20 protein-coding genes are annotated in these 16,911 nt (G+C 73.3%); 10 read left to right on the top strand and 10 right to left on the bottom strand.

Going from position 1 to position 16,911, the window contains the following annotated elements; all coding sequences use genetic code 11:
- Positions 1 to 406 precede the first annotated feature (406 nt).
- On the top strand, positions 407 to 1,807 hold the full coding sequence (locus IE217_RS10070; protein WP_190177455.1) for an MFS transporter: 1,401 nt from the start codon (positions 407 to 409) through the stop codon (positions 1,805 to 1,807).
- Between the two features lie 34 nt (positions 1,808 to 1,841).
- Here IE217_RS10070 and IE217_RS10065 read toward each other — a convergent pair whose 3' ends face one another.
- Positions 1,842 to 2,303 carry a hypothetical protein gene (locus IE217_RS10065; RefSeq protein WP_190177376.1) on the bottom strand — a complete coding sequence of 154 codons (462 nt, stop codon included), beginning with the start codon at positions 2,301 to 2,303 and terminating at the stop codon, positions 1,842 to 1,844.
- Positions 2,304 to 2,561: 258 nt separating this feature from the next.
- Between IE217_RS10065 and IE217_RS10060 the strand changes: the two genes are divergently transcribed.
- Both IE217_RS10060 and IE217_RS10055 read left to right on the top strand, forming a co-directional pair.
- Entirely contained in the window at positions 2,562 to 3,911 is a 1,350-nt protein-coding gene (locus tag IE217_RS10060) for a transaminase (RefSeq protein WP_190177375.1), read from the top strand.
- A gap of 188 nt (positions 3,912 to 4,099) precedes the next feature.
- Positions 4,100 to 4,540 (top strand): Lrp/AsnC family transcriptional regulator, encoded by a 441-nt coding sequence (locus IE217_RS10055; RefSeq protein ID WP_190177374.1) that lies wholly within the window; start codon positions 4,100 to 4,102, stop codon positions 4,538 to 4,540.
- Between the two features lie 30 nt (positions 4,541 to 4,570).
- On the opposite strand, the gene IE217_RS10050 is transcribed toward IE217_RS10055, so the two are convergent.
- Positions 4,571 to 5,695 carry a PP2C family protein-serine/threonine phosphatase gene (locus IE217_RS10050; protein ID WP_190177373.1) on the bottom strand — a complete coding sequence of 375 codons (1,125 nt, stop codon included), beginning with the start codon at positions 5,693 to 5,695 and terminating at the stop codon, positions 4,571 to 4,573.
- A gap of 83 nt (positions 5,696 to 5,778) precedes the next feature.
- A complete protein-coding gene (locus tag IE217_RS10045) occupies positions 5,779 to 6,975 on the bottom strand; it encodes a beta-1,3-glucanase family protein (protein WP_190177372.1) in 1,197 nt (398 codons plus the stop codon).
- A 345-nt stretch (positions 6,976 to 7,320) separates the two neighbouring features.
- Here IE217_RS10045 and IE217_RS10040 point away from each other — a divergent pair, with 345 nt between their 5' ends.
- On the top strand, positions 7,321 to 7,599 hold the full coding sequence (locus tag IE217_RS10040; RefSeq protein ID WP_190177371.1) for a GlsB/YeaQ/YmgE family stress response membrane protein: 279 nt from the start codon (positions 7,321 to 7,323) through the stop codon (positions 7,597 to 7,599).
- Between the two features lie 172 nt (positions 7,600 to 7,771).
- Here IE217_RS10040 and IE217_RS10035 read toward each other — a convergent pair whose 3' ends face one another.
- Together IE217_RS10035 and IE217_RS10030 are read right to left on the bottom strand one after the other, a co-directional pair.
- Positions 7,772 to 8,659, bottom strand: coding sequence for a Gfo/Idh/MocA family protein (locus IE217_RS10035; protein WP_190177370.1), 888 nt, complete (start codon positions 8,657 to 8,659; stop codon positions 7,772 to 7,774).
- A 120-nt stretch (positions 8,660 to 8,779) separates the two neighbouring features.
- A complete protein-coding gene (locus IE217_RS10030) occupies positions 8,780 to 8,983 on the bottom strand; it encodes a hypothetical protein (protein WP_229865175.1) in 204 nt (67 codons plus the stop codon).
- A gap of 240 nt (positions 8,984 to 9,223) precedes the next feature.
- On the opposite strand from IE217_RS10030, the gene IE217_RS10025 reads away from it, so the two are divergent.
- Positions 9,224 to 10,042 carry an SAM-dependent methyltransferase gene (locus IE217_RS10025; protein WP_190177369.1) on the top strand — a complete coding sequence of 273 codons (819 nt, stop codon included), beginning with the start codon at positions 9,224 to 9,226 and terminating at the stop codon, positions 10,040 to 10,042.
- 121 nt (positions 10,043 to 10,163) lie between these two features.
- On the opposite strand, the gene IE217_RS10020 is transcribed toward IE217_RS10025, so the two are convergent.
- Positions 10,164 to 11,084, bottom strand: coding sequence for a helix-turn-helix domain-containing protein (locus IE217_RS10020; protein ID WP_190177368.1), 921 nt, complete (start codon positions 11,082 to 11,084; stop codon positions 10,164 to 10,166).
- A 116-nt stretch (positions 11,085 to 11,200) separates the two neighbouring features.
- Positions 11,201 to 11,431 carry a DUF397 domain-containing protein gene (locus tag IE217_RS10015; protein ID WP_189707367.1) on the bottom strand — a complete coding sequence of 77 codons (231 nt, stop codon included), beginning with the start codon at positions 11,429 to 11,431 and terminating at the stop codon, positions 11,201 to 11,203.
- Between the two features lie 211 nt (positions 11,432 to 11,642).
- Between IE217_RS10015 and IE217_RS10010 the strand changes: the two genes are divergently transcribed.
- The 4 genes from IE217_RS10010 (at position 11,643) to IE217_RS09995 (ending at position 13,767) form a co-directional block, all read left to right on the top strand.
- Complete coding sequence (locus IE217_RS10010) at positions 11,643 to 12,224, top strand: ATP-binding protein (protein WP_373297986.1); 582 nt, start codon at positions 11,643 to 11,645, stop codon at positions 12,222 to 12,224.
- Between the two features lie 43 nt (positions 12,225 to 12,267).
- Entirely contained in the window at positions 12,268 to 12,807 is a 540-nt protein-coding gene (locus tag IE217_RS10005) for a hypothetical protein (protein ID WP_190177367.1), read from the top strand.
- Between the two features lie 311 nt (positions 12,808 to 13,118).
- On the top strand, positions 13,119 to 13,364 hold the full coding sequence (locus tag IE217_RS10000; protein WP_190177366.1) for a WhiB family transcriptional regulator: 246 nt from the start codon (positions 13,119 to 13,121) through the stop codon (positions 13,362 to 13,364).
- A 145-nt stretch (positions 13,365 to 13,509) separates the two neighbouring features.
- On the top strand, positions 13,510 to 13,767 hold the full coding sequence (locus IE217_RS09995) for a DUF5133 domain-containing protein (protein ID WP_190177365.1): 258 nt from the start codon (positions 13,510 to 13,512) through the stop codon (positions 13,765 to 13,767).
- 83 nt (positions 13,768 to 13,850) lie between these two features.
- Here the strand turns inward: IE217_RS09995 and tgmB are convergent, their stop codons facing one another.
- From tgmB to IE217_RS09980, 3 genes are all read right to left on the bottom strand, one after another.
- Positions 13,851 to 14,834, bottom strand: a complete 984-nt coding sequence (tgmB, locus tag IE217_RS09990; protein WP_190177364.1) for an ATP-grasp ribosomal peptide maturase — start codon at positions 14,832 to 14,834, stop codon at positions 13,851 to 13,853.
- A 15-nt stretch (positions 14,835 to 14,849) separates the two neighbouring features.
- Entirely contained in the window at positions 14,850 to 15,041 is a 192-nt protein-coding gene (gene tgmA / locus IE217_RS09985) for a putative ATP-grasp-modified RiPP (protein WP_189707377.1), read from the bottom strand.
- 121 nt (positions 15,042 to 15,162) lie between these two features.
- On the bottom strand, positions 15,163 to 15,504 hold the full coding sequence (locus tag IE217_RS09980; protein WP_190177363.1) for a YkvA family protein: 342 nt from the start codon (positions 15,502 to 15,504) through the stop codon (positions 15,163 to 15,165).
- A 253-nt stretch (positions 15,505 to 15,757) separates the two neighbouring features.
- Here IE217_RS09980 and IE217_RS09975 point away from each other — a divergent pair, with 253 nt between their 5' ends.
- Positions 15,758 to 16,843, top strand: coding sequence for a hypothetical protein (locus IE217_RS09975; RefSeq protein ID WP_190177362.1), 1,086 nt, complete (start codon positions 15,758 to 15,760; stop codon positions 16,841 to 16,843).
- Positions 16,844 to 16,911 lie beyond the last annotated feature (68 nt).

The raw sequence follows: 16,911 nt of genomic DNA, 5'->3' as shown, positions 1-16,911 counted from the left end.
GCGGCCGCCGAGACCCGCGTCACGTGACGGACGGACGTACCCGACTTCCTGTGAGGAACGCCACCGCGCCCGCAACTCCCGCGCACCGAACGTCAGTTGGGGTGCCACGCGATTACCGGACCGGCCCGGCGGAACCACTGTCCCGTGGCGTCTGTGAGGATGGGCAGCCGCTGTGCCGGACCACGTCTCAACGCCGAGCCGCCCCTGGCGGCACAGCACGGCAAGCCGTCCGGTCCTCCCACACGAGCGTTCCTCCGTGCCTTCTCACTCCACCTCCCCCGCCGCGCCCGCGCGCCCGCCCGCCGCCGCGCCGCGCCGCGTGATCCTTCCCTCGCCCCGGCGACCGCGCCCCGCCGGGGCCGCCGCCGGGGACCGCGCCCCGTGGCGCGCCCTGCGCCACCCCGGAATGCGCTGGTGGTCGGCGGCCAACCTGGTGTCCAACGCGGGCACCTGGATGCAGCTGACCGCGCAGAACCTCCTGGTGCTCCACCTCACCGGCTCCGCCGCGGCGACCGGCCTGTCGCTGTCCGCGCAGGCCGCGCCCGGGCTGCTGCTGGGGCTGGCCGGCGGCGCCGCCGTCGACGCCTGGCCGCGCCGGCTCACCGCCTCGGTCAGCCAGGCGCTGCTCGCGCTGGTCGGCTTCGTGACCGCGGCCCTGGTGGTCACCGACCGGCTGTCCGTCCCGGTCCTGATGGTGCTCGCCGCCGTCACCGGCCTGATCGCCACCGTAGACGCGCCCGCCTGCGCCCTGCTCGGCAACGACCTCGTACCGCCGAAGGACGTGCCCTCGTCCATCGCGCTGGGCTCGGTGGTCAGCGGGGCGGGCCGCGTGGGCGGCACCGCGCTGGCGGGCGTGGTGATCGGCTGCTGGGGCCCGGGAGCGGCGTACGCGGCGAACGGGCTGTCCTTCCTCGCCGTCGCCGCGGTCATCCCCTTCCTGCGCCCCCACCCCGCAGCCGAACCGCAGACGAGGCCTGCCGCCGGGCCGCGGAACAAACTTGCCGCCGGGCCAAGGACCAAGTCCGCCGCCGGGCCGCGTCCGGCAGCGGCGCCCCCGTCCAGGCGCGGCACCGGCGCCCGTGAGGGCCTCGCCTTCTTCCTGCGCCGCCCCCGCCTCGTCGCGCTGGCCGGCATCACCGCGATCAGCGGTATCTTCGGCCGGAACTACGCCCTCACCCTCGCCGTCCTGGTCACCGGCCCGCTGGGCGGCGCGGCCGGCGCCTTCGGCACGGTGTCGACCGTGCTCGCGGTGGGCGGCGTGGCCGGCGCGGTCCTGGCCGGACGCCTGCGCAGCCCCTCCGTACGGCTCGTCGGCGCCATGGCCGCGGCCGGCGCGCTGCTCCAGATCGGTGCCGGGCTCTCCCCGAGCCTGTGGGTCCTGATGGTGCTCGTCGCCCCCATGGCGGTGGTGGAGTCGGTCTCCGACACCGCGGGCACGACCGTCCTGCAGACCGACCCGCCGCCGCACATGCGCGGCCGGGTCCTCGGGGTCTGGCGCAGCGCGAGTACCGGCTGGAGCCTGGTCGGCCCGCCGCTGCTGGGCCTGCTGATGCAGACCGCGGGAGCCAGGGGCGCCCTGGTGATCGGCGGCGTCGTCATCGCCGGAGTCATCGGCGCGGGCGCCCTGCTCCGGGGCCGCCGCACACAGCCCGGCGACCGCCCCGCCCCGAGCCGGGTCACCTACGTGCCCCTGCCGTCCGCACCCACGCCAGTCGGCGCCACGCCCGCGCCGCCCCGCACGGTCGTCGCCTGCACCACCCCCCACCCCGGCGAACTCTGCGCGGCGGGCTGCACCCCGGCGGCCTGAGCCGCCCCCGGGCCGCCCGCGCGGAGCCGGCGCGTCACGGGAGCGCCGGCAGCACCGTGAGCGTTCCGTTGGCCAGGCGCAGGGCCGACTCCAGCGCCGCGGGGCGGTGCAGGGAGCCGGTGCCGTCGGGCGGGACCAGCCACTCCAGCGAGCGCGCGGGCCGGTAGGGCGGCGGCACGGCCACCCAGGAGCCCCGGCTCGCGTGCCGCACCCCCGCCCCGATCCAGCCGCTCCCGGGATCGGGCGGCAGGAAGAAGCCGACCCGGTGCGCGGCCGTGTCCACCAGCGTCGGCCCGGGAACCGGCAGCGCCGGCTGCCACAGCATCTCCAGCGCCAGCAGGCCCAGCCGGTCGGGCACGCTGAGCACGTCCCAGAACCGGCCGGCCGCCAGCAGCGCGACGCCGTCGCCCTCGTCCCACGTCCGCTTGCACGCCCGCGGATCGGGCGCGGCCGCGGCGAGCCACTCCACGCCGTACACGCCCCTCGTGCTGGTCATGTTCCGCTCCCGAAGTCGTCCGCCCGCCACGGCCACGCATGCTCGTAGATATTTCTATGGGACGGAAGGGGTGGCGCGACCTGGCGTTTCGGTCCCGGATGTTCGATCTCCGGTAGTGCGTTCGACGACCCGGCGTAGCCGCCTCCACACTCGAATCGATCGTCGTAACAATCGATTCTGGTGCCAAAAGCTTGTCAGGCTGACTTTTCCGCTCGTACGATCCCGGTATTCCATCGCCGCCGACCACCGGGACCCCTCATGGACCGCACCCGCCTGCACCACCTGCTCGCCCGCGAGAGCGCCGAGGCCGAGCGGCGCAACCCACGTTCGAAGGCCGCGTACGACCGTGCCGAGCACCTGTTCGGGCGGGTGCCGATGACGTGGATGAACAAGACCGCCGGCGCCTTCCCCCGCTATCTGGACTCCGCCCGGGGCGCCCGTGTCACCGACGTCGACGGGCACGAGTACATCGACTTCTGCCTGGGCGACACCGGTGCCATGGCGGGCCACTCCCCGGCGGTCGTCGCCGACGCGGTGGGGCGCCGGTACGCCGAACTCGGCGGCGCGACCGCGATGCTGCCCACCGAGGACGCCGAGTGGGTCGGCGCCGAGCTCACCCGCCGCTTCGGACTGGCGCGCTGGAGCTTCTCGCTGACCGCGACCGACGCCAACCGCTGGGCGATCCGGCTCGCCCGCGCGGTCACCGGCCGCCCGAAGATCCTCGTGAACAGCTACTGCTACCACGGCAGCGTCGACGAGTCGCTCATCGTCGTCGGCCCGGACGGCCGCGGCACCGCCCGCGAGGGCAACGTGGGCGCGCCCTGCGACGTCACTCTGACCAGCCGCGTCGCGGAGTTCAACGACCTGGACCGGCTGGAGCGCGAACTCGCCCACGGCGACGTCGCCGCCGTCCTCATGGAACCGGCGCTCACCAACATCGGCATCGTCCTGCCCGAGGCCGGCTACCTCGACGGCGTGCGCGAGCTGACCCGTCGGTACGGCACGCTGCTCATCAACGACGAGACCCACACCTTCTCGGCCGGCCCCGGCGGCTGCACCGCGGCCTGGGACCTGGAGCCCGACCTGCTCACCATCGGCAAGGCGATCGGCGGCGGCATCCCGGCCGGTGCCTACGGCCTGTCCGCGGAACTCGCCGACCGGCTGCTCGGCCGCGCCGACCTGGATCTGGTGGACATGGGCGGCGTCGGCGGCACCCTGGCGGGCAACGCGCTCTCCGTCGCCGCGACGCGCGCCACCCTGGAGCACGTGCTCACCGACGACGCGTTCGCCGGTATGGCGAAGCTGTCCGAGCGGTTCGAGGCCGGGGTGCGCGCGGGCATCGAGGCCCATGGGCTGCCCTGGTCGGTCGCCCGGCTCGGCGCGCGCACCGAGTACCGCTTCACCGACCCCGCCCCGCGCAACGGCACCGAGTCGGCGGCCGCCGCGGACGCCGAGCTCGAGGACTTCCTCCACCTCTACCTGGCCAACCGGGGCATCCTGCTCACCCCGTTCCACAACATGGCCCTGATGTGCCCCGACACCACCGAGGCCGACGTCGACACCCACACCGAGGTCTTCGCCGCCGCCCTGTCCGAGCTGACCGGCTGACACGGGCCGACCGGCACCACCGGGCCCCGCACCGGGCACCGTCCGCACCGGCACAACAGGCCCCGGCCCCGTTCGCACCGGCACCCGGGGCACGACGAGGACCCGGCACCACCAGGCACCGCCCGCACGGATCGCCCCACCGCACCACTACCCTGGGGCGATCCGGCCGGAGAGGGGAAGCGACGCACGTGGACGACATCGACCGGGCCATCCTGCGCGAGCTCCAGACCGACGGGCGGATCGCGTACGCCGATCTCGGGCCCCGGGTGGGCCTGTCGGCGTCGGCCGCCCGGCAGCGGCTCCAGCGGCTGCTGGACTCCAAGGCGGTCCAGGTGGTCGGCGTCACCGACCCGATGGCGATGGGCGGACAGGCCATGGCGCTGCTCGGCATCGCCGTGGACGGCGACGCCCGCGCGGTCGCCGACGAGCTGGCCGGGCGGGCCGAGGTCGTCTACTCGGTCCTCACCTCCGGCGGCTTCGACCTGTTCGCCGAGGTCGTCACGCCGGGCCCGCGGGACCTGCTGGACTTCGTCAACGACGTGGTGCGCCCGATCGAGGGCGTGCGGCGGGTCCAGTCGTTCCCGTACTTCGGCATCCACACCCACCGATTCCTCTGGGACGTCGGCTGACGCCCTCGCGGCCGCCCCCGCGGATCGCCGTCAGGGACCGGGCGCGGCGCCGTCCGGCCCGGCGGGCGCGAGGACCAGCATGGTCACGTCGTCCCGGAACGTGCCGCAGTGCGCGAGGAGATCGGCCAGGACGTGGTCCGCGAGGACTCCCGGGTCGAGTTCGGCGAGCCGGGGCAGGCGGTCCAGCAGCGGGTAGAAGGCGCCCTGCTCGTTCCTGGCCTCGGTGACGCCGTCGGAGGCCAGGAACAGCACGTCACCCGGGCGCAGCGGCACGCTGTGCCCCTCCTGCTGCGGTACGGACTCCGCGAGCCCCAGGCCGAGCGGCGTCCACGGCACCACCCCCACCTCGGTGGCCTTGCCGTCCCGCAGCAGCACCGGCGCCGGATGACCGCAGGTCACCACCCGCACCGACCGCCCGTCGTCGGCGAACTCCAGCAGCACCGCGGTGGCGAACAGCTCCGCGTGCCGCACCTCCGCCGAGTCCACCACCAGCCGGCGGTCCAGCGCTCCCGCGACGGCCGTCAGGTCCGTCCGGTCGAGCACCGCCTCGCGGAAGCTGCCCAGCAGCGCGGCGACCGTGGACACCGCCGCCAGTCCGTGCCCCTGCACATCGCCCATCACCGCCCGGACCCCGTGCGGGCCGCGGCGCACGTCGAAGAAGTCCCCGCCGACCAGGGTCCCGCGCTGAGCGGCCCGGTACAGACCGGCGCACCGCACCGGGCCCACCCGCTCGGGGACCGGCGGCACGACGGCCCGCTGCGCGGCCTCCGCGACCGTGCGCTCGAGGTCCAGCTGACGGTCGCGCCGGCTGCGCACGTAGGACAGGAACACGCTCAGGACGGAGACGAAGACGATCGTCTCCAGATCGGTGTTGCCCGGGTGGTTCAGTTGGAAGACCGGCACGCTCAGCAGGGCGACCACCGCGCAGCCCAGCAGCGCGGTGGCCAGCGGTCCGTACGACAGCACGGCCAGCGGCGGGATGGCGCCCAGCAGGAACCCGATGTCGAGCGGGCTGGGGCTGAGCAGCGTGGCCACGCCGACCGCGGCCACCAGCACGAGCGGCAGCACCCGCACCCAGCGCGGCGGCGGCGCGCCCCGCAGCCAGCCCCGCCGGGAGGGGTCCCGGCGCGAGCGCGGGGCAGGAAGCTTCGGCACACCACCACGCTGCTACGCCGCACCCCTTCCCGCACGCCGGAGCCGTCGCCGAGCGGCCGAAGCGGCCACGGCGGCCCGAGCCGCTAGAACGGCGTGAGGGTCAGCCGGATCCCGGTCGGGGCGGTGTCCTGGATGTAGGAGGCGAAGTCCGCCACGTCGTCGAAGGCGAAGCCGTACGCCCGCCCGTCCTCGGTCGCCGCGTGCATGGCCTTGGCGTAGTGGTTGGTGATCGCGGTGCGGTAGAAGGACGCGGCGTCGGTCACCGGCTGGGCGGCCGGGGACAGCAGCGTCGAGCGGTTGAAACCGGCGCCGAGCACCGCGGCGACCGGGCCCGTCCTGCCGTCGTTCGGCGCCGCCAGCGCGCCGTCGCAGAACAGCACGTCCCGGGTGGAGGGTTTGCCGAAGGAGACCTGGGCCGGCCCGTCGAAGGTGAGCCGTTCACCGCGCACCCGGCCGGTGAAGGTGCCCGCGTTGGTGGTGATCTTCAGATCCTTGCCGGTGTACGTGCTCCACACCTCGTCGATGTACGGGGCGAAGTAGTCCTTGGCGAACAGCCCCGCGTCCAGCCCGTGGCCGGGCGCGATCACCCGTGTGTCGCCGACGACCAGCTTCGAGAACTCCTCCACCTGCCGGACCGCGGCGAACGCGGCGGCCCGCCCGCCGGCGCGCACCGTGCCGGTCGTCTGGTCCTTGGCGCCGGTCAGCCGGATGCTCAGCGGCACGCTGAACATGTCGACCATGGTCGTGTTGCAGAACATGCCCGAGGAGTTGTACGTGAACTCCGCGCAGTCGTGCAGCACCGCGAAGCTCGGGTCGGAGGACACCCAGCCCGCCGGGTACTGGAGGGCGGCGTTGCCGTTGCCGTCGGTGACGGCCTTGAACTTCAGCTTCTGGCCGAGGGACACGTAGATGCGGCCCGACATCTGCGGCAGGGACAGGCGGGTCTCGCCGCTCCCGGCGAGGGATATCGCGTAGTCGGTGAAGCCGTCGGCGCCGTTGTCCGACAGGGCGATCGGGGCGAGGGTGCCGTCCGGGGTGACCCGCACCTGGCGGCCGTCCTGGTTGCCCACGATGTACACGTGGACCGAGGTGTTGCCGAAGGAGCCGCTGTTGTTGACGATCGTCAGCGGCAGAGCGCCCGCGGCCGCCTTGGTCTGCCCGGTGGTGCCGGCGAGGGCGTGGGGGGCGATGGCGGCGACGGCCGGTGCGGCGACCGCCGCGCCGCCGAGAGCGACGAGGAACTTCCTGCGGCCGAGGGCGCGCTGGTGACGGGGTGTCATGTGGGGGGAGTCTCCTTGGTGCTCGGGCGTGCGGGGCACGCGGGACGTGCTGGCGGCAGGCGGCGGTCGAGCAGGGGAGAGAGCGCTCTCACCGCCGGGGCCGGGCCCGATCGTACGCAGCTCAACGACACCGGCCAACCAGTGCGCGGCCGACCCAAAGCCCTTTGACCTGGGGTTACTTGGGAAACCAGGGGAGCGGCGCCGACGCTTAACCCCTTCTTAAGGGCCGTTTAAGGGGACGGCAAAGCCCGCTCGTCCCGTCAGGTTTGCGTTCGCCCGATGTGTGCATCCGATAAGGACAGTGACATTCGCTGAACGTGACATCAGTCGAACCATGGAGGAAACGTGGGCATCATCGCCTGGATCCTGATCGGTCTGCTGGCCGGCGCCATCGCCAAGCTGCTCCTCCCGGGCAAGGACCCGGGCGGCATCATCATCACCATGCTGATCGGCATCGCGGGCGGACTGCTCGGCGGCTGGCTCGGCAAGGTCATCTTCGGCGTCCACTCGATCAACGGCTTCTTCCACCTGTCCACCTGGATCGCCGCCATCGTCGGCTCGCTGATCCTGCTCGTGCTGTACCGGGCCGTCACGGGCGGCCGGAGCTCCCACCGCCACGCCTGAGCGCGGTGAGCGTGCCCTGGCGGCCCCGGTGCCGCACCGGGCCGCGGAAGGCCGACCGCTCGTGGCCGGGCCGCATTCGCCGGCCCGGCCACGAGCATGTCCGGGGCGTGCGCACCGCGCGTCCGGCGCCGGGGGAGTGCCGCAGGGACGCGGTGGAGCCGCCGCGGCGTGCTCAGCCGGCCTCGCGCGTCAGCAGAGCCTCGGCCGCGGCGAGTATCTCCGTGACCCGCAGGCCGAACCCTGCGTCGCACGGGTGCGGGCGCCCGCCGCGCGCGGCGGAGATCAGCGCGTCCACCGCCCGCCCGAACGCGGTCACCGCGTCCTCGGCCGCCTCCGGAAGGACGCTGACCCCCGCCTCGCCGCGCAGTTCCACCGTGGCGCCGGCCGCCGCGGGCGGCGCCGTCAGGCTCAGGGTCAGGGTGCTCGACGCGCCGCCGACGTGGTCGAGGACCACGTGCACGGTGTCGCCGGGTCCGTGCGCGGCGGCCGTCACCCGCCGTACGTCCCCGAGGACCGGCAGCAGCACCGACAGCGCGTGCGGACCGACGTCCCACAGGGCGCCCTTCTCGCGCCTCCACGGCGAGGCCGCGAACGGGCTGTCGCCCGTGAAGACCGCGCCGAGCCACTGCGCCCGCGCGGTGAACCAGTCGTCGCGGTCCGCCTGTTCGGTGATCCAGGCCGCCGGCTCGCGCTGGAAGCGGGTGGTGAAGAAGACCACCGAGGCCACCTGGGCCTCCCGGGCGGCCTCCGCCACGGCACGGCCCTCGGCCACGGTCGCCGCCAGCGGCTTGTCGAGCAGCAGATGGCGGCCGGCCCGCGCCGCCCGTACCGCGAGATCCGCCTGGACGTGCGGCGGGAGCGCGACGGCGACCGCGTCCACGTCCGCCAGCAGCGCGTCCACGTCGTCGTAGGCGAGGCAGCCGTGGCGCTCGGCCAGTTCCTTGGCGGCGGCCGTACGGCGTCCCCAGACGCCGGCGAAGTCCGTCTCGGCGTGCCCGCTCAGCGCGGGAGCGTGAACCATCTGTGCCCAGGGGCCGGTTCCGAGCAGTCCGATGCGCATGCCGCCGCCTCTCCGCTGTGCTCAACACACGGTCACGGCCCGGTCCGCGGGGACCGGGCCGTGACCGAGCGTGTCACAGAAACCGTGGCAGCGGGCGGGAAGGCCGACGGGGCCCGCACCTCAGGCGGCCCGGCGCACCTCCCCGGCGTCCCCGGCGTCCTCGAAGTCCCCGGAGTCCTCGTCGTCCCCCGTGCCGCGGCGGCCGCCCGGGATCAGGCGCAGATGCCTGCGCTGCCCCGCATGGCGGCCCCGCAGCGGGGCGGGATCGAGCATCCGGTCCTCTATCCGGTCCATGACCAGCAGCAGCACGGAGACCAGTGGCAACAGTGAAACAGCGACAAAGAGCACGACGCCCCCTCGGCCGACATGGGGGACGAGTGCTCCGAACCGCCGCTCCGATAGGTCGCGTCCGGTGAAGAAACTGTGACGATCGAGCGGTGAATGCCGTGGTCGCGTGCTGTCGTCCGCCCGTGGACTGGTTCCGGCGAACGCGGGTTCCCTAGGATGTACTCTCAGTGAAACCGGCCCAGTTGGCGCGGTGGAATCGGCGAATCTGGGGGAACGATGCCTACGGAGAACCACCTGTCCACGAAGATCGACGAAAACGTGCCGACGGCCGCCCGGATGTACGACCACTACCTCGGCGGCAAGGACAACTACGCGGCGGACCGCTCCGCCTGCGAGGAGCTCGACAAGGTCGTCCCCAGCACCCGCCGGCTCGCCCTGAACAACCGCCGCTTCCTCCAGCGCGCGGTCAGGACGCTCGCCGAGCAGTACGGCATCCGGCAGTTCCTCGACCACGGCTCAGGCCTGCCCACCCAGGACAACGTCCACCAGGTCGCCCAGCGCATCGACCCCAAGACGCACGTGGTCTACGTGGACAACGACCCCATGGTGCTCGTCCACGGCCGCGCCCTGCTCCAGCAGGACGACCGCACCACCGTGATCCACGCCGACATGCGCAACACCGACGAGATCTTCTCCCACCCCGAGACGCAGCGCCTGATCGACTTCTCGCAGCCGGTCGCCGTGCTGTTCAACTCGGTCTTCCACTGCATCCCGGACAGCGAGACCGACGGTCCGATGGCGGTGGTCCGGCGGGTGCGCGAGCGGCTCGCGCCCGGCAGCATCATGCTCATGTGCCAGCTGGTCAGCGAGGACGCCGAAGTCCGCGACTTCGTCACCGACTTCATGGCCCAGGCCACGCAGGGCCACTGGGGCCGGGTGCGCGAGGAGAAGGACGTGGCCCAGTGGTTCGAGGGACTGGAAATCCTCGAACCGGGTCTGGTGGAGGTGTCCACCTGGCGTCCCGACACCGACGTGGCGCCCCGTCAGCTCACCCACGAGTGGGTGGAGTTCGGCGGTCTGGGCCTGATCCGCTAGCCCGGCGCAGGACTTGGGTCCCGGCCGTTCCACGAACAGCGCCCCTCCGGATCACCGACGGTGGTCCACGGAGGGGCGTTCGTGTGCGGGGCGCGGGCGCCTGGACTGCTCTCCGGCCGGCTCAGGGCGCGGAGTACCGGTCCTTCATCGTCTTGCCCAGCAGCGCCAGGGACTCCTGGGGCGTCAGCGCCTCGTCGGCCAGCCGGTCCAGCGCGATCCGGTACTCCTCGGTCTCGTCGCGGTCCTCGAGGAAGTTGGCGCTCTTGATGTGCTCGAGGTAGACGACGTCGGGCAGGTCGAGGCCGCCGAAGCGCAGATACGTGATCGGGATGGCGGGCGCCGAGGCGTTGGTGACGTCCAGCGGGATGATCTGCACGGTCACGTTGGGCCGCTGGGCCATCTGCACGAGGTGGGCGAGCTGCTCGCGCATCACCTCGCGGCTGCCCAGCACGCGCAGCAGCACCGACTCGTCGATGACCGCCCACAGCTGCGGCGCGTCCTGGCGCCGCAGCAACTCGGCGCGCCGCATGCGCAGTTCCACGCGCCGCTGCACCTCGCCCGCGGACGCGGTGGGCAGGCCCCGCTCGACCACCGCGCGGGTGTAGGCGGAGGTCTGGAGCAGTCCGGGGACGTACTGGATCTCGAAGGTGCGGATCGCGGCGGCCGCCTCCTGGAGGCCCACGAGCCGGTCGAACCACTCGGGCATCAGCCGCTTGTCGTAGCGCTGCCACCAGCCGGGCTCGCCGGCCCGCCGCAGCAGCCTGAGCAGCACCGAGGCCTCGTACTCGTCGGTGTCGTACAGCTGGAGCAGGGCGCGGACGTCGCCCTCGGCCGGGGGCCGGCGGCCCTTGCCGGACTCCATGCGCGAGAGCTTGGCGGCACTGAAACCCAGTTCGCGTGCCGCCTGCTCCTGGGACATCCCGGCGTCCTCGCGGAAACCCGCCAGTTGCACTCCGACCAGCATCTTCAGCAGCGTCGGGGCCGGTTCGGAGCGATCCAGATAGGGTTCGAGGCGGGAGGTGCGATGCGACTCGGCGGACATCCTGGCTCCCAGTGGACGGGCAGACTTGAGGGTTACACTATCGCACCGTCCGGCTGCGGAGCGCATCCGCCGGGAAGTCGGCGGCTTCCTTCCGCTTCACCGGCGCGGGGCCGGCGTCACAGCAGATGGTCGAACTCGCCGTCCTTCGCGCCGGCCACGAACGCGGCCACCTCCGCCGGGGTGTAGACGAGGGCGGGCCCGTCGGGGTCCCGGGAGTTGCGCACCGCGATGCCTCCACCGGTGAGGGCGGCGACCTCCACGCAATTGCCCTCGGCGTTGCTGTGCCGGCTCTTGATCCAGCGGGCGTCGAGAGAGCTCGCCCGCACTCCGTTCTGCACTGGTGGCACCGCAGTCTCCTTGCTGTTCACGTTCCGTACGTACGAGGGCCGGGCCCTCGGGTGGGGGCCGACCGCGCAGGGTCGGAACCCTCGCAGCTCCCGCGCACTTTCACGAGAAATTTCGCGTGCAATTGCATGAGGACGCTGTCAGCGTGGATAATAGCCGCGGCGTCAACCCCTCGGTGGGCGCCGTCCGGTGACGTTGCATCAGGGAGATGCCGTGCCCTCACCTGCCAGCCCAGAGCCCGGACCGGCGCACTTGGCCGCCGCGGTCACCGCGGTCGCGCCGTGGCCGGACCGGGCCCCAGTGCCCTACGGCTCGGCGTGGGAGGTCCGGCTGCCCGCGGCCGCGACCACGTCCTGCCGGGAGCCGGACGTGGTCACCGGGGCGCTCCCCGCCGTGATGCTGCGCATCGAGTGCGACCGGGAGGGCTTCGGCCGGGCCCGCGAGTTCACCCACCGCACGCTGCGCGCCTGGGCGCTCGGCCACCGCGGCGACGACGCCGCGCTGGTCGTCACCGAGCTCGCGGCCAACGCCGCGACGCACGCGGTGCCGTTCGCCCCGGCGGACCGGGCGGAGGTGTGGCTCGGCATCGCCCTCGACGCGGGGCACCTGGTGCTCACCGTCTCCGACCCCTGCGACAGCGGTCCCGTATCCGCGCCCGCCTGCGGCATGGGACTGCTGGAGCACGGGCGCGGCCTGGCCATCGTCGACGCCCTGGCGGAGGAGTGGGGCTGGACCCCGAGACCTCCGGCGGGCAAGACCGTCTGGGCGAAGCTGTCCGCCCGCCCTCCCCACTGAACCGCCGTCCCCCCACAAGACCGCCGCGGAAAGGCCCGATGCCATGCGCACCGCACAGACGGAGCAGCCGAGCACCCAGCGCACCGACCGCGCGACCCCCTCGACCGGCACGGCCGCGCCCCTGGCGGCACTGGGGCAGGTGCCCTGGGACGACATCAGGGACTCCACCGGCTCCGCGGCCGGCATCCCCCGGCTGCTGGACCGGGTGGCCCGGGGCGATGCCGAGAGCGCGCGGGCCGCGCTGGACGAGCTGCGCACCCGTATCTGCCAGTACGGCTTCGTGGTCGAGCAGGCGACCGCCGCCACGGTCCCCTTCCTGTGGGAGCTGGCCCAGCTGCCGCACGTGACGTGCCGGCCGCAGATCATCCAGCTGCTCAAGAGCATCGCCGACGCCCGGCAGTGGGAGGACGTGGCCGCCGTCTACCCCAAGGTCCTCAACCACCGTGAGAACCCGGTGGTCTGGGAGCGGCGGGCCCGGCAGGCCGTGCGCGCCCGGCGCGGCGCCCTGCGCGTCCTGCTGGCCGACCAGGACCGTGACATCGCCCGCGCCACCACGGAACTCGCCGCCGCCCTCGGCGCCTGACCGGCCCTCACAGCCGAAACCATTCTTCCGCCCGGGCCGCACCGGACCCGCCCGGCGGAGGACTTCTCGTCGTGACCCGGGGACGGCCGGAGACTGTCCGTTCACGATCCCCGGGGACGCTTCGTTCTCCTGTGCCCATCCTGCGTGCCGGGTCCCCAATCTTGGCCGAAGGGCCCCAAAGCACCTATATTGCGGATACCTCTGCCGGGTCGTGCGGCGCCCAGTCGCCGCGGACGGGAGCCGCCCGGACGTGCGGGCCGAGTATGCAGCGGAGGACCCGGTGACAGAGATCCGACCGAGCGGGCGCGGCAGTGAACTGGCGTGAGCACGGGGCGTGCCGTGCAGAGGACCCCGAGCTGTTCTTCCCCCTCGGGGAGAGCGGCCTGTCGCTGCGCCAGATAGAAGAGGCCCGCGCGGTGTGCCGCCGGTGCCCCGTGCTGCCGGAGTGCAGGGCCTTCGCCCTGCGCAACAGCGAGTACGACGGTGTCTGGGGCGGCATGACCGCGGGGGAGCGCCGTGCCGTGGCGCGCGGGAGATCCGAGGACCGCCACCGGTGAGAGCCGGCGGGGCCCCGAAGCGGATCAGCGGCTGATCCGCCCGTGAAACGACTGAATTTCGTCAATCGTGTGCCCCGAGGCGGCCTGCACGCATGGCACGGCGTGCCTGGGGCATACGGGCAACAAATCGAGAGAGGGGCGCTCCGTGCTGGTTCCGGACCCGAAGGTCGTCAGGACGTTGCTGACTCGGTACGCATCGCTGAAGATCGCTCAGGCGGAGAGGGAGCGGGCCGAGACGGCTCGGGAGCTGGAGGACGTCAGTTACACCCTGTGCGTCATGATGGGGACCGCGGGCATCCACGAAGCGATCGCCAGGGCCGACGCCCTGCTGCTCGCCTCCGGGCGCGCGGCGGACGTCACGACGGACACCGACGGGGAGAGCGGTCTGTCGCTGGCCGTCTGAACCGGGCATGACTCACGGCCCGTCCGGCGGCGGGGCGGGAAGCGGGCCCCGTAGTGGCACCGGGTGCCGCGCCCGCCGCCCGCTCAAGGAGCCACCGTACGCCTGCCGTTGACGGACTCCTCCTCCGGTGCCGAGGGGTGGGCGAGCCACTCGGCGATGGTCCGGGCGATCGGCTGGCCCGTCTCGACCTCCACGAACCCGAACTGGCCCGACTGGTTGCACTCCAGGAACCACCACGTCCCGTCCGCGTCCTCGGCGAAGTCGAGGGCACCGTAGGACAGTTGGGCCTCGCGCAGATAGGCGCGCACGGCCTGTGCGGTACGCCGCGGAATCTCGGCGGGCAGCCAAGGAGTCGCCGACGAGGCGAAACGGACGTCCACCTCCTCGGGATCCGCGTCCGCGGGTGTCTCCTTGCGCGCGGCCAGCATCGTCTCGCCGACGACGGTCAGCCGGATGTCCGCGCGCTTGGCGACCCGGCGCTGCAGCAGCGTCGGACCGTAGGCGACCGCGCCGAAGTCCGTGTCGGGCGCCACCCGGCTGGTCGGCACCGCCCGCGGCGGCTCCTGCGGGTGCGCGCCCGAGACCGGCTTGACCACCAGGTCCGGGAACCGCTCGGCGAACTCCCGTGCGGCCTGCGGGAAGGTGGTGATGAGGGTGGCGGGCACCGGCAGGCCGCTGCGCTGGGCGAGCCGGAGCTGCCAGGGCTTGTGCCGCGCCCGCTGCGCCGCGTCGGGATGGTTCATCCAGCGCGCGCCGCTGCCGCGCAGCATGCCGTAGAGGGCCTGCCCGGCCTCCTCGGTCAGCCATGCCGAGGGCTGCGCGGCCCGGGCCGCCGGCGCCCCCGGCCGGCGCACCCACACCGAGCGCAGCCCGTTCACGCTCACCAGCCGCCCCCCGGCGGACAGGTGGCCGCGGAAGGAGCCGTGCACGTACTCCCCCGAGAGCGCCACCCCCGCGGTCAGATCGGCCGGATCGAGCCGGACCACCGGCACCGAGGAGGCGTTCAGGTGCACCACCACCATGTCCGCCGTCACGTCCTCCTCGCCGGTGAGGATCAGTACGGTCATCGTCGCGGGCCGTGATCAGTCGTCGAAGTGGGTCTTGGAGCCCGCGGTGGAGGTGGTGGTGCCCAGTTCCCTCAGCAGCGCCTGGTCGGACGCGGCGATCCGGCCGTCGAAGAGCACGTTCAACTGCAGCCCGGAGTCGTAGACATACGGAGTCACGGCCTCTGTCTCCACTGCCGGCCGTGCGTAGTTGAGCGCGAACGGTTGCATCGTCTCTCCCCATTCGGTGCAGCCGCGATCAAGCGGTGGTCATCCTTGCGGTGTCGCTTGGCCCGCTGACTTTGTTTCGGGTTCCCGACACTTATACGAATCGAACGGGTGAATGGTTTCCTTACGGAGCGTAGTCGCCCGCGTCCGTCTGCCCGCCATGCCCGGATCCTCCCGGTCGGCGGGTGAGCGTCAACCGCCGCTCGCCCGCCGCCCCGTGGAGTACGCGCAGGGCGAGCAGCAGAACGCCGATGTCGTCCAGGTACACCGGGTCCGGCAGCAGGTCCACGGGCAGCAGGAAATAGGCGACGGCGCCCCAGAAAACCCAGCGTGGACCGGTCGGCAGCCCCGCCCGGCGAAGGTCGCGCCGGGTGCGCACCAGCCGTACGAACACGCTCGCTGCCACCGCGAGCAGCACGGCCGCGACGACCGCTGCGACGATGAGCGCCTTGGTGCCCCAGTCCACGGATGCCGTCCTTTCCCGGTGACATGTGTGACATGCGTAACAGATGTGCTTGGAGCGACAGATGTTCGAAAAATGTACCTCTGTGTGACGGAGGCGCTGCGTGCGGGAACGCCCGCCTCTGTCGGATTCCCCGTCACCCCGCTGCCTCACCCCGGTGGCGCCGCGATGGCCGGGACCTTAGTAATGGTCAGGGTAAAAGGCGTGTCGCGCTTCGGGGGCGCAGAAGCGGCCGCACCCCTGCCATGGAGCCCAGATGACCACCCGCTCTTCACCACCCCAGTCGGACCAGTCCGTCATCGCCTTCACCGAGGAGATCCACTGGGCGGGTCCGCCCGGCGGGCTCGTGGGCGGCGGCGAGGGCGACCTCGGCGACGGTGACGCGGTGCGCGGCCTGGTACGGGCCGCCGTCGGCGACCGCTCCCTCGAGGAGGTCGTCCGGCTCGTCACCCTGCTCCAGGACTCCGCGGACTACCCGGACGCCGCCGGCCACGTGCTGCGCGCGGTGGCCGTCGACCGCCCCGTGGAGGACGTGGCCCGCCTGGTCGCCGAGCTGACCCGGCCGCCGCGCGCCGCCGACAGCGCCGACGACACGATCCGCACCGCGGTGGCCAGCCGCTGCGTGGAGGACGTCTCCCGGCTGGTGGCGCTGCTGCACCGGGCGCCGCAGCAGCCGCACTGCGGCCGTGAGGCGGTCCGCGCCGCCGCGGCCGGCCGGCCCGTCGAGGAACTCGTCGAGCTGATCGGCCGGCTGACCCGGGACGTGTACCACCGCCCCCCGCACCAGGGCGCCGCGGACGGACCGCCGGCCATGACACCGGCGCCGGCGGCACCGGAGCGGCTGGCCGGCCTGACGGCCACAGCCCTCCTGCCGGACGCCGAACCGGTCGTACCGACCGGGCAGACGACGGGACCGGCGGCACGGCCGCTCTTCTGGCCGGGATGGCTCGCCGCCGCGGCCCTCGTGGTCTGCGGCGCCGCCTACTTCCCCGTGCGCCGGGACGGCGCCTCCCTCGTCGTCTACGTGCTCACCCTCGCCGTCTCCGCGCTGTGCGGCGCCCTGGCCCTGCTGCTGGTGCTGCGCGCCGGCGTCGTGGTCCTGGTCGCGGGCGCGGTGCTGCCCGCCCTGCTGGCGGGGATCGGCTACTTCGAGGGCAGGTTCGCCTCCGCGGAGCTGAACCGCTCCCTGGCGATCACGGTGGCCCCGCCGTGGAGCGCGGGCCTCACCGCCGCCTGCGCCAGCCTGGCCTGTCTGGCCGCCCTCTCCCTGCTGCTCATGGTCCACGTCGCCGAACGGCACCCGCCGCCGCGGCCGATGGAACCCACCGGCCCCACGGACTGAACACGACGCACGCATCCGCCGTCCCGCACCCGCGTGCCGGCGGACGCGTGCGCCCGCGTGCCCGCGTG

Source organism: Streptomyces naganishii JCM 4654 (genome assembly GCF_014650575.1).
GTDB classification, from domain to species: Bacteria; Actinomycetota; Actinomycetes; order Streptomycetales; family Streptomycetaceae; genus Streptomyces; species Streptomyces naganishii.
This window is presented reverse-complemented; position numbering and strand designations above follow the sequence as displayed.

Excerpts from the sequence above, each read along its gene's own strand:
- IE217_RS10070 (WP_190177455.1), top strand. The coding sequence starts at position 407 with ATGCGCTGGTGGTCGGCGGCCAACCTGGTGTCCAACGCGGGCACCTGG.
- IE217_RS10065 (WP_190177376.1), bottom strand. The coding sequence starts at position 2,303 with ATGACCAGCACGAGGGGCGTGTACGGCGTGGAGTGGCTCGCCGCGGCC.
- IE217_RS10060 (WP_190177375.1), top strand. The coding sequence starts at position 2,562 with ATGGACCGCACCCGCCTGCACCACCTGCTCGCCCGCGAGAGCGCCGAG.
- IE217_RS10045 (WP_190177372.1), bottom strand. The coding sequence starts at position 6,975 with ATGACACCCCGTCACCAGCGCGCCCTCGGCCGCAGGAAGTTCCTCGTC.
- IE217_RS10035 (WP_190177370.1), bottom strand. The coding sequence starts at position 8,659 with ATGCGCATCGGACTGCTCGGAACCGGCCCCTGGGCACAGATGGTTCAC.
- IE217_RS10025 (WP_190177369.1), top strand. The coding sequence starts at position 9,224 with ATGCCTACGGAGAACCACCTGTCCACGAAGATCGACGAAAACGTGCCG.
- IE217_RS10020 (WP_190177368.1), bottom strand. The coding sequence starts at position 11,084 with ATGTCCGCCGAGTCGCATCGCACCTCCCGCCTCGAACCCTATCTGGAT.
- IE217_RS10005 (WP_190177367.1), top strand. The coding sequence starts at position 12,268 with ATGCGCACCGCACAGACGGAGCAGCCGAGCACCCAGCGCACCGACCGC.
- tgmB (WP_190177364.1), bottom strand. The coding sequence starts at position 14,834 with ATGACCGTACTGATCCTCACCGGCGAGGAGGACGTGACGGCGGACATG.
- tgmA (WP_189707377.1), bottom strand. The coding sequence starts at position 15,041 with ATGCAACCGTTCGCGCTCAACTACGCACGGCCGGCAGTGGAGACAGAG.
- IE217_RS09975 (WP_190177362.1), top strand. The coding sequence starts at position 15,758 with ATGACCACCCGCTCTTCACCACCCCAGTCGGACCAGTCCGTCATCGCC.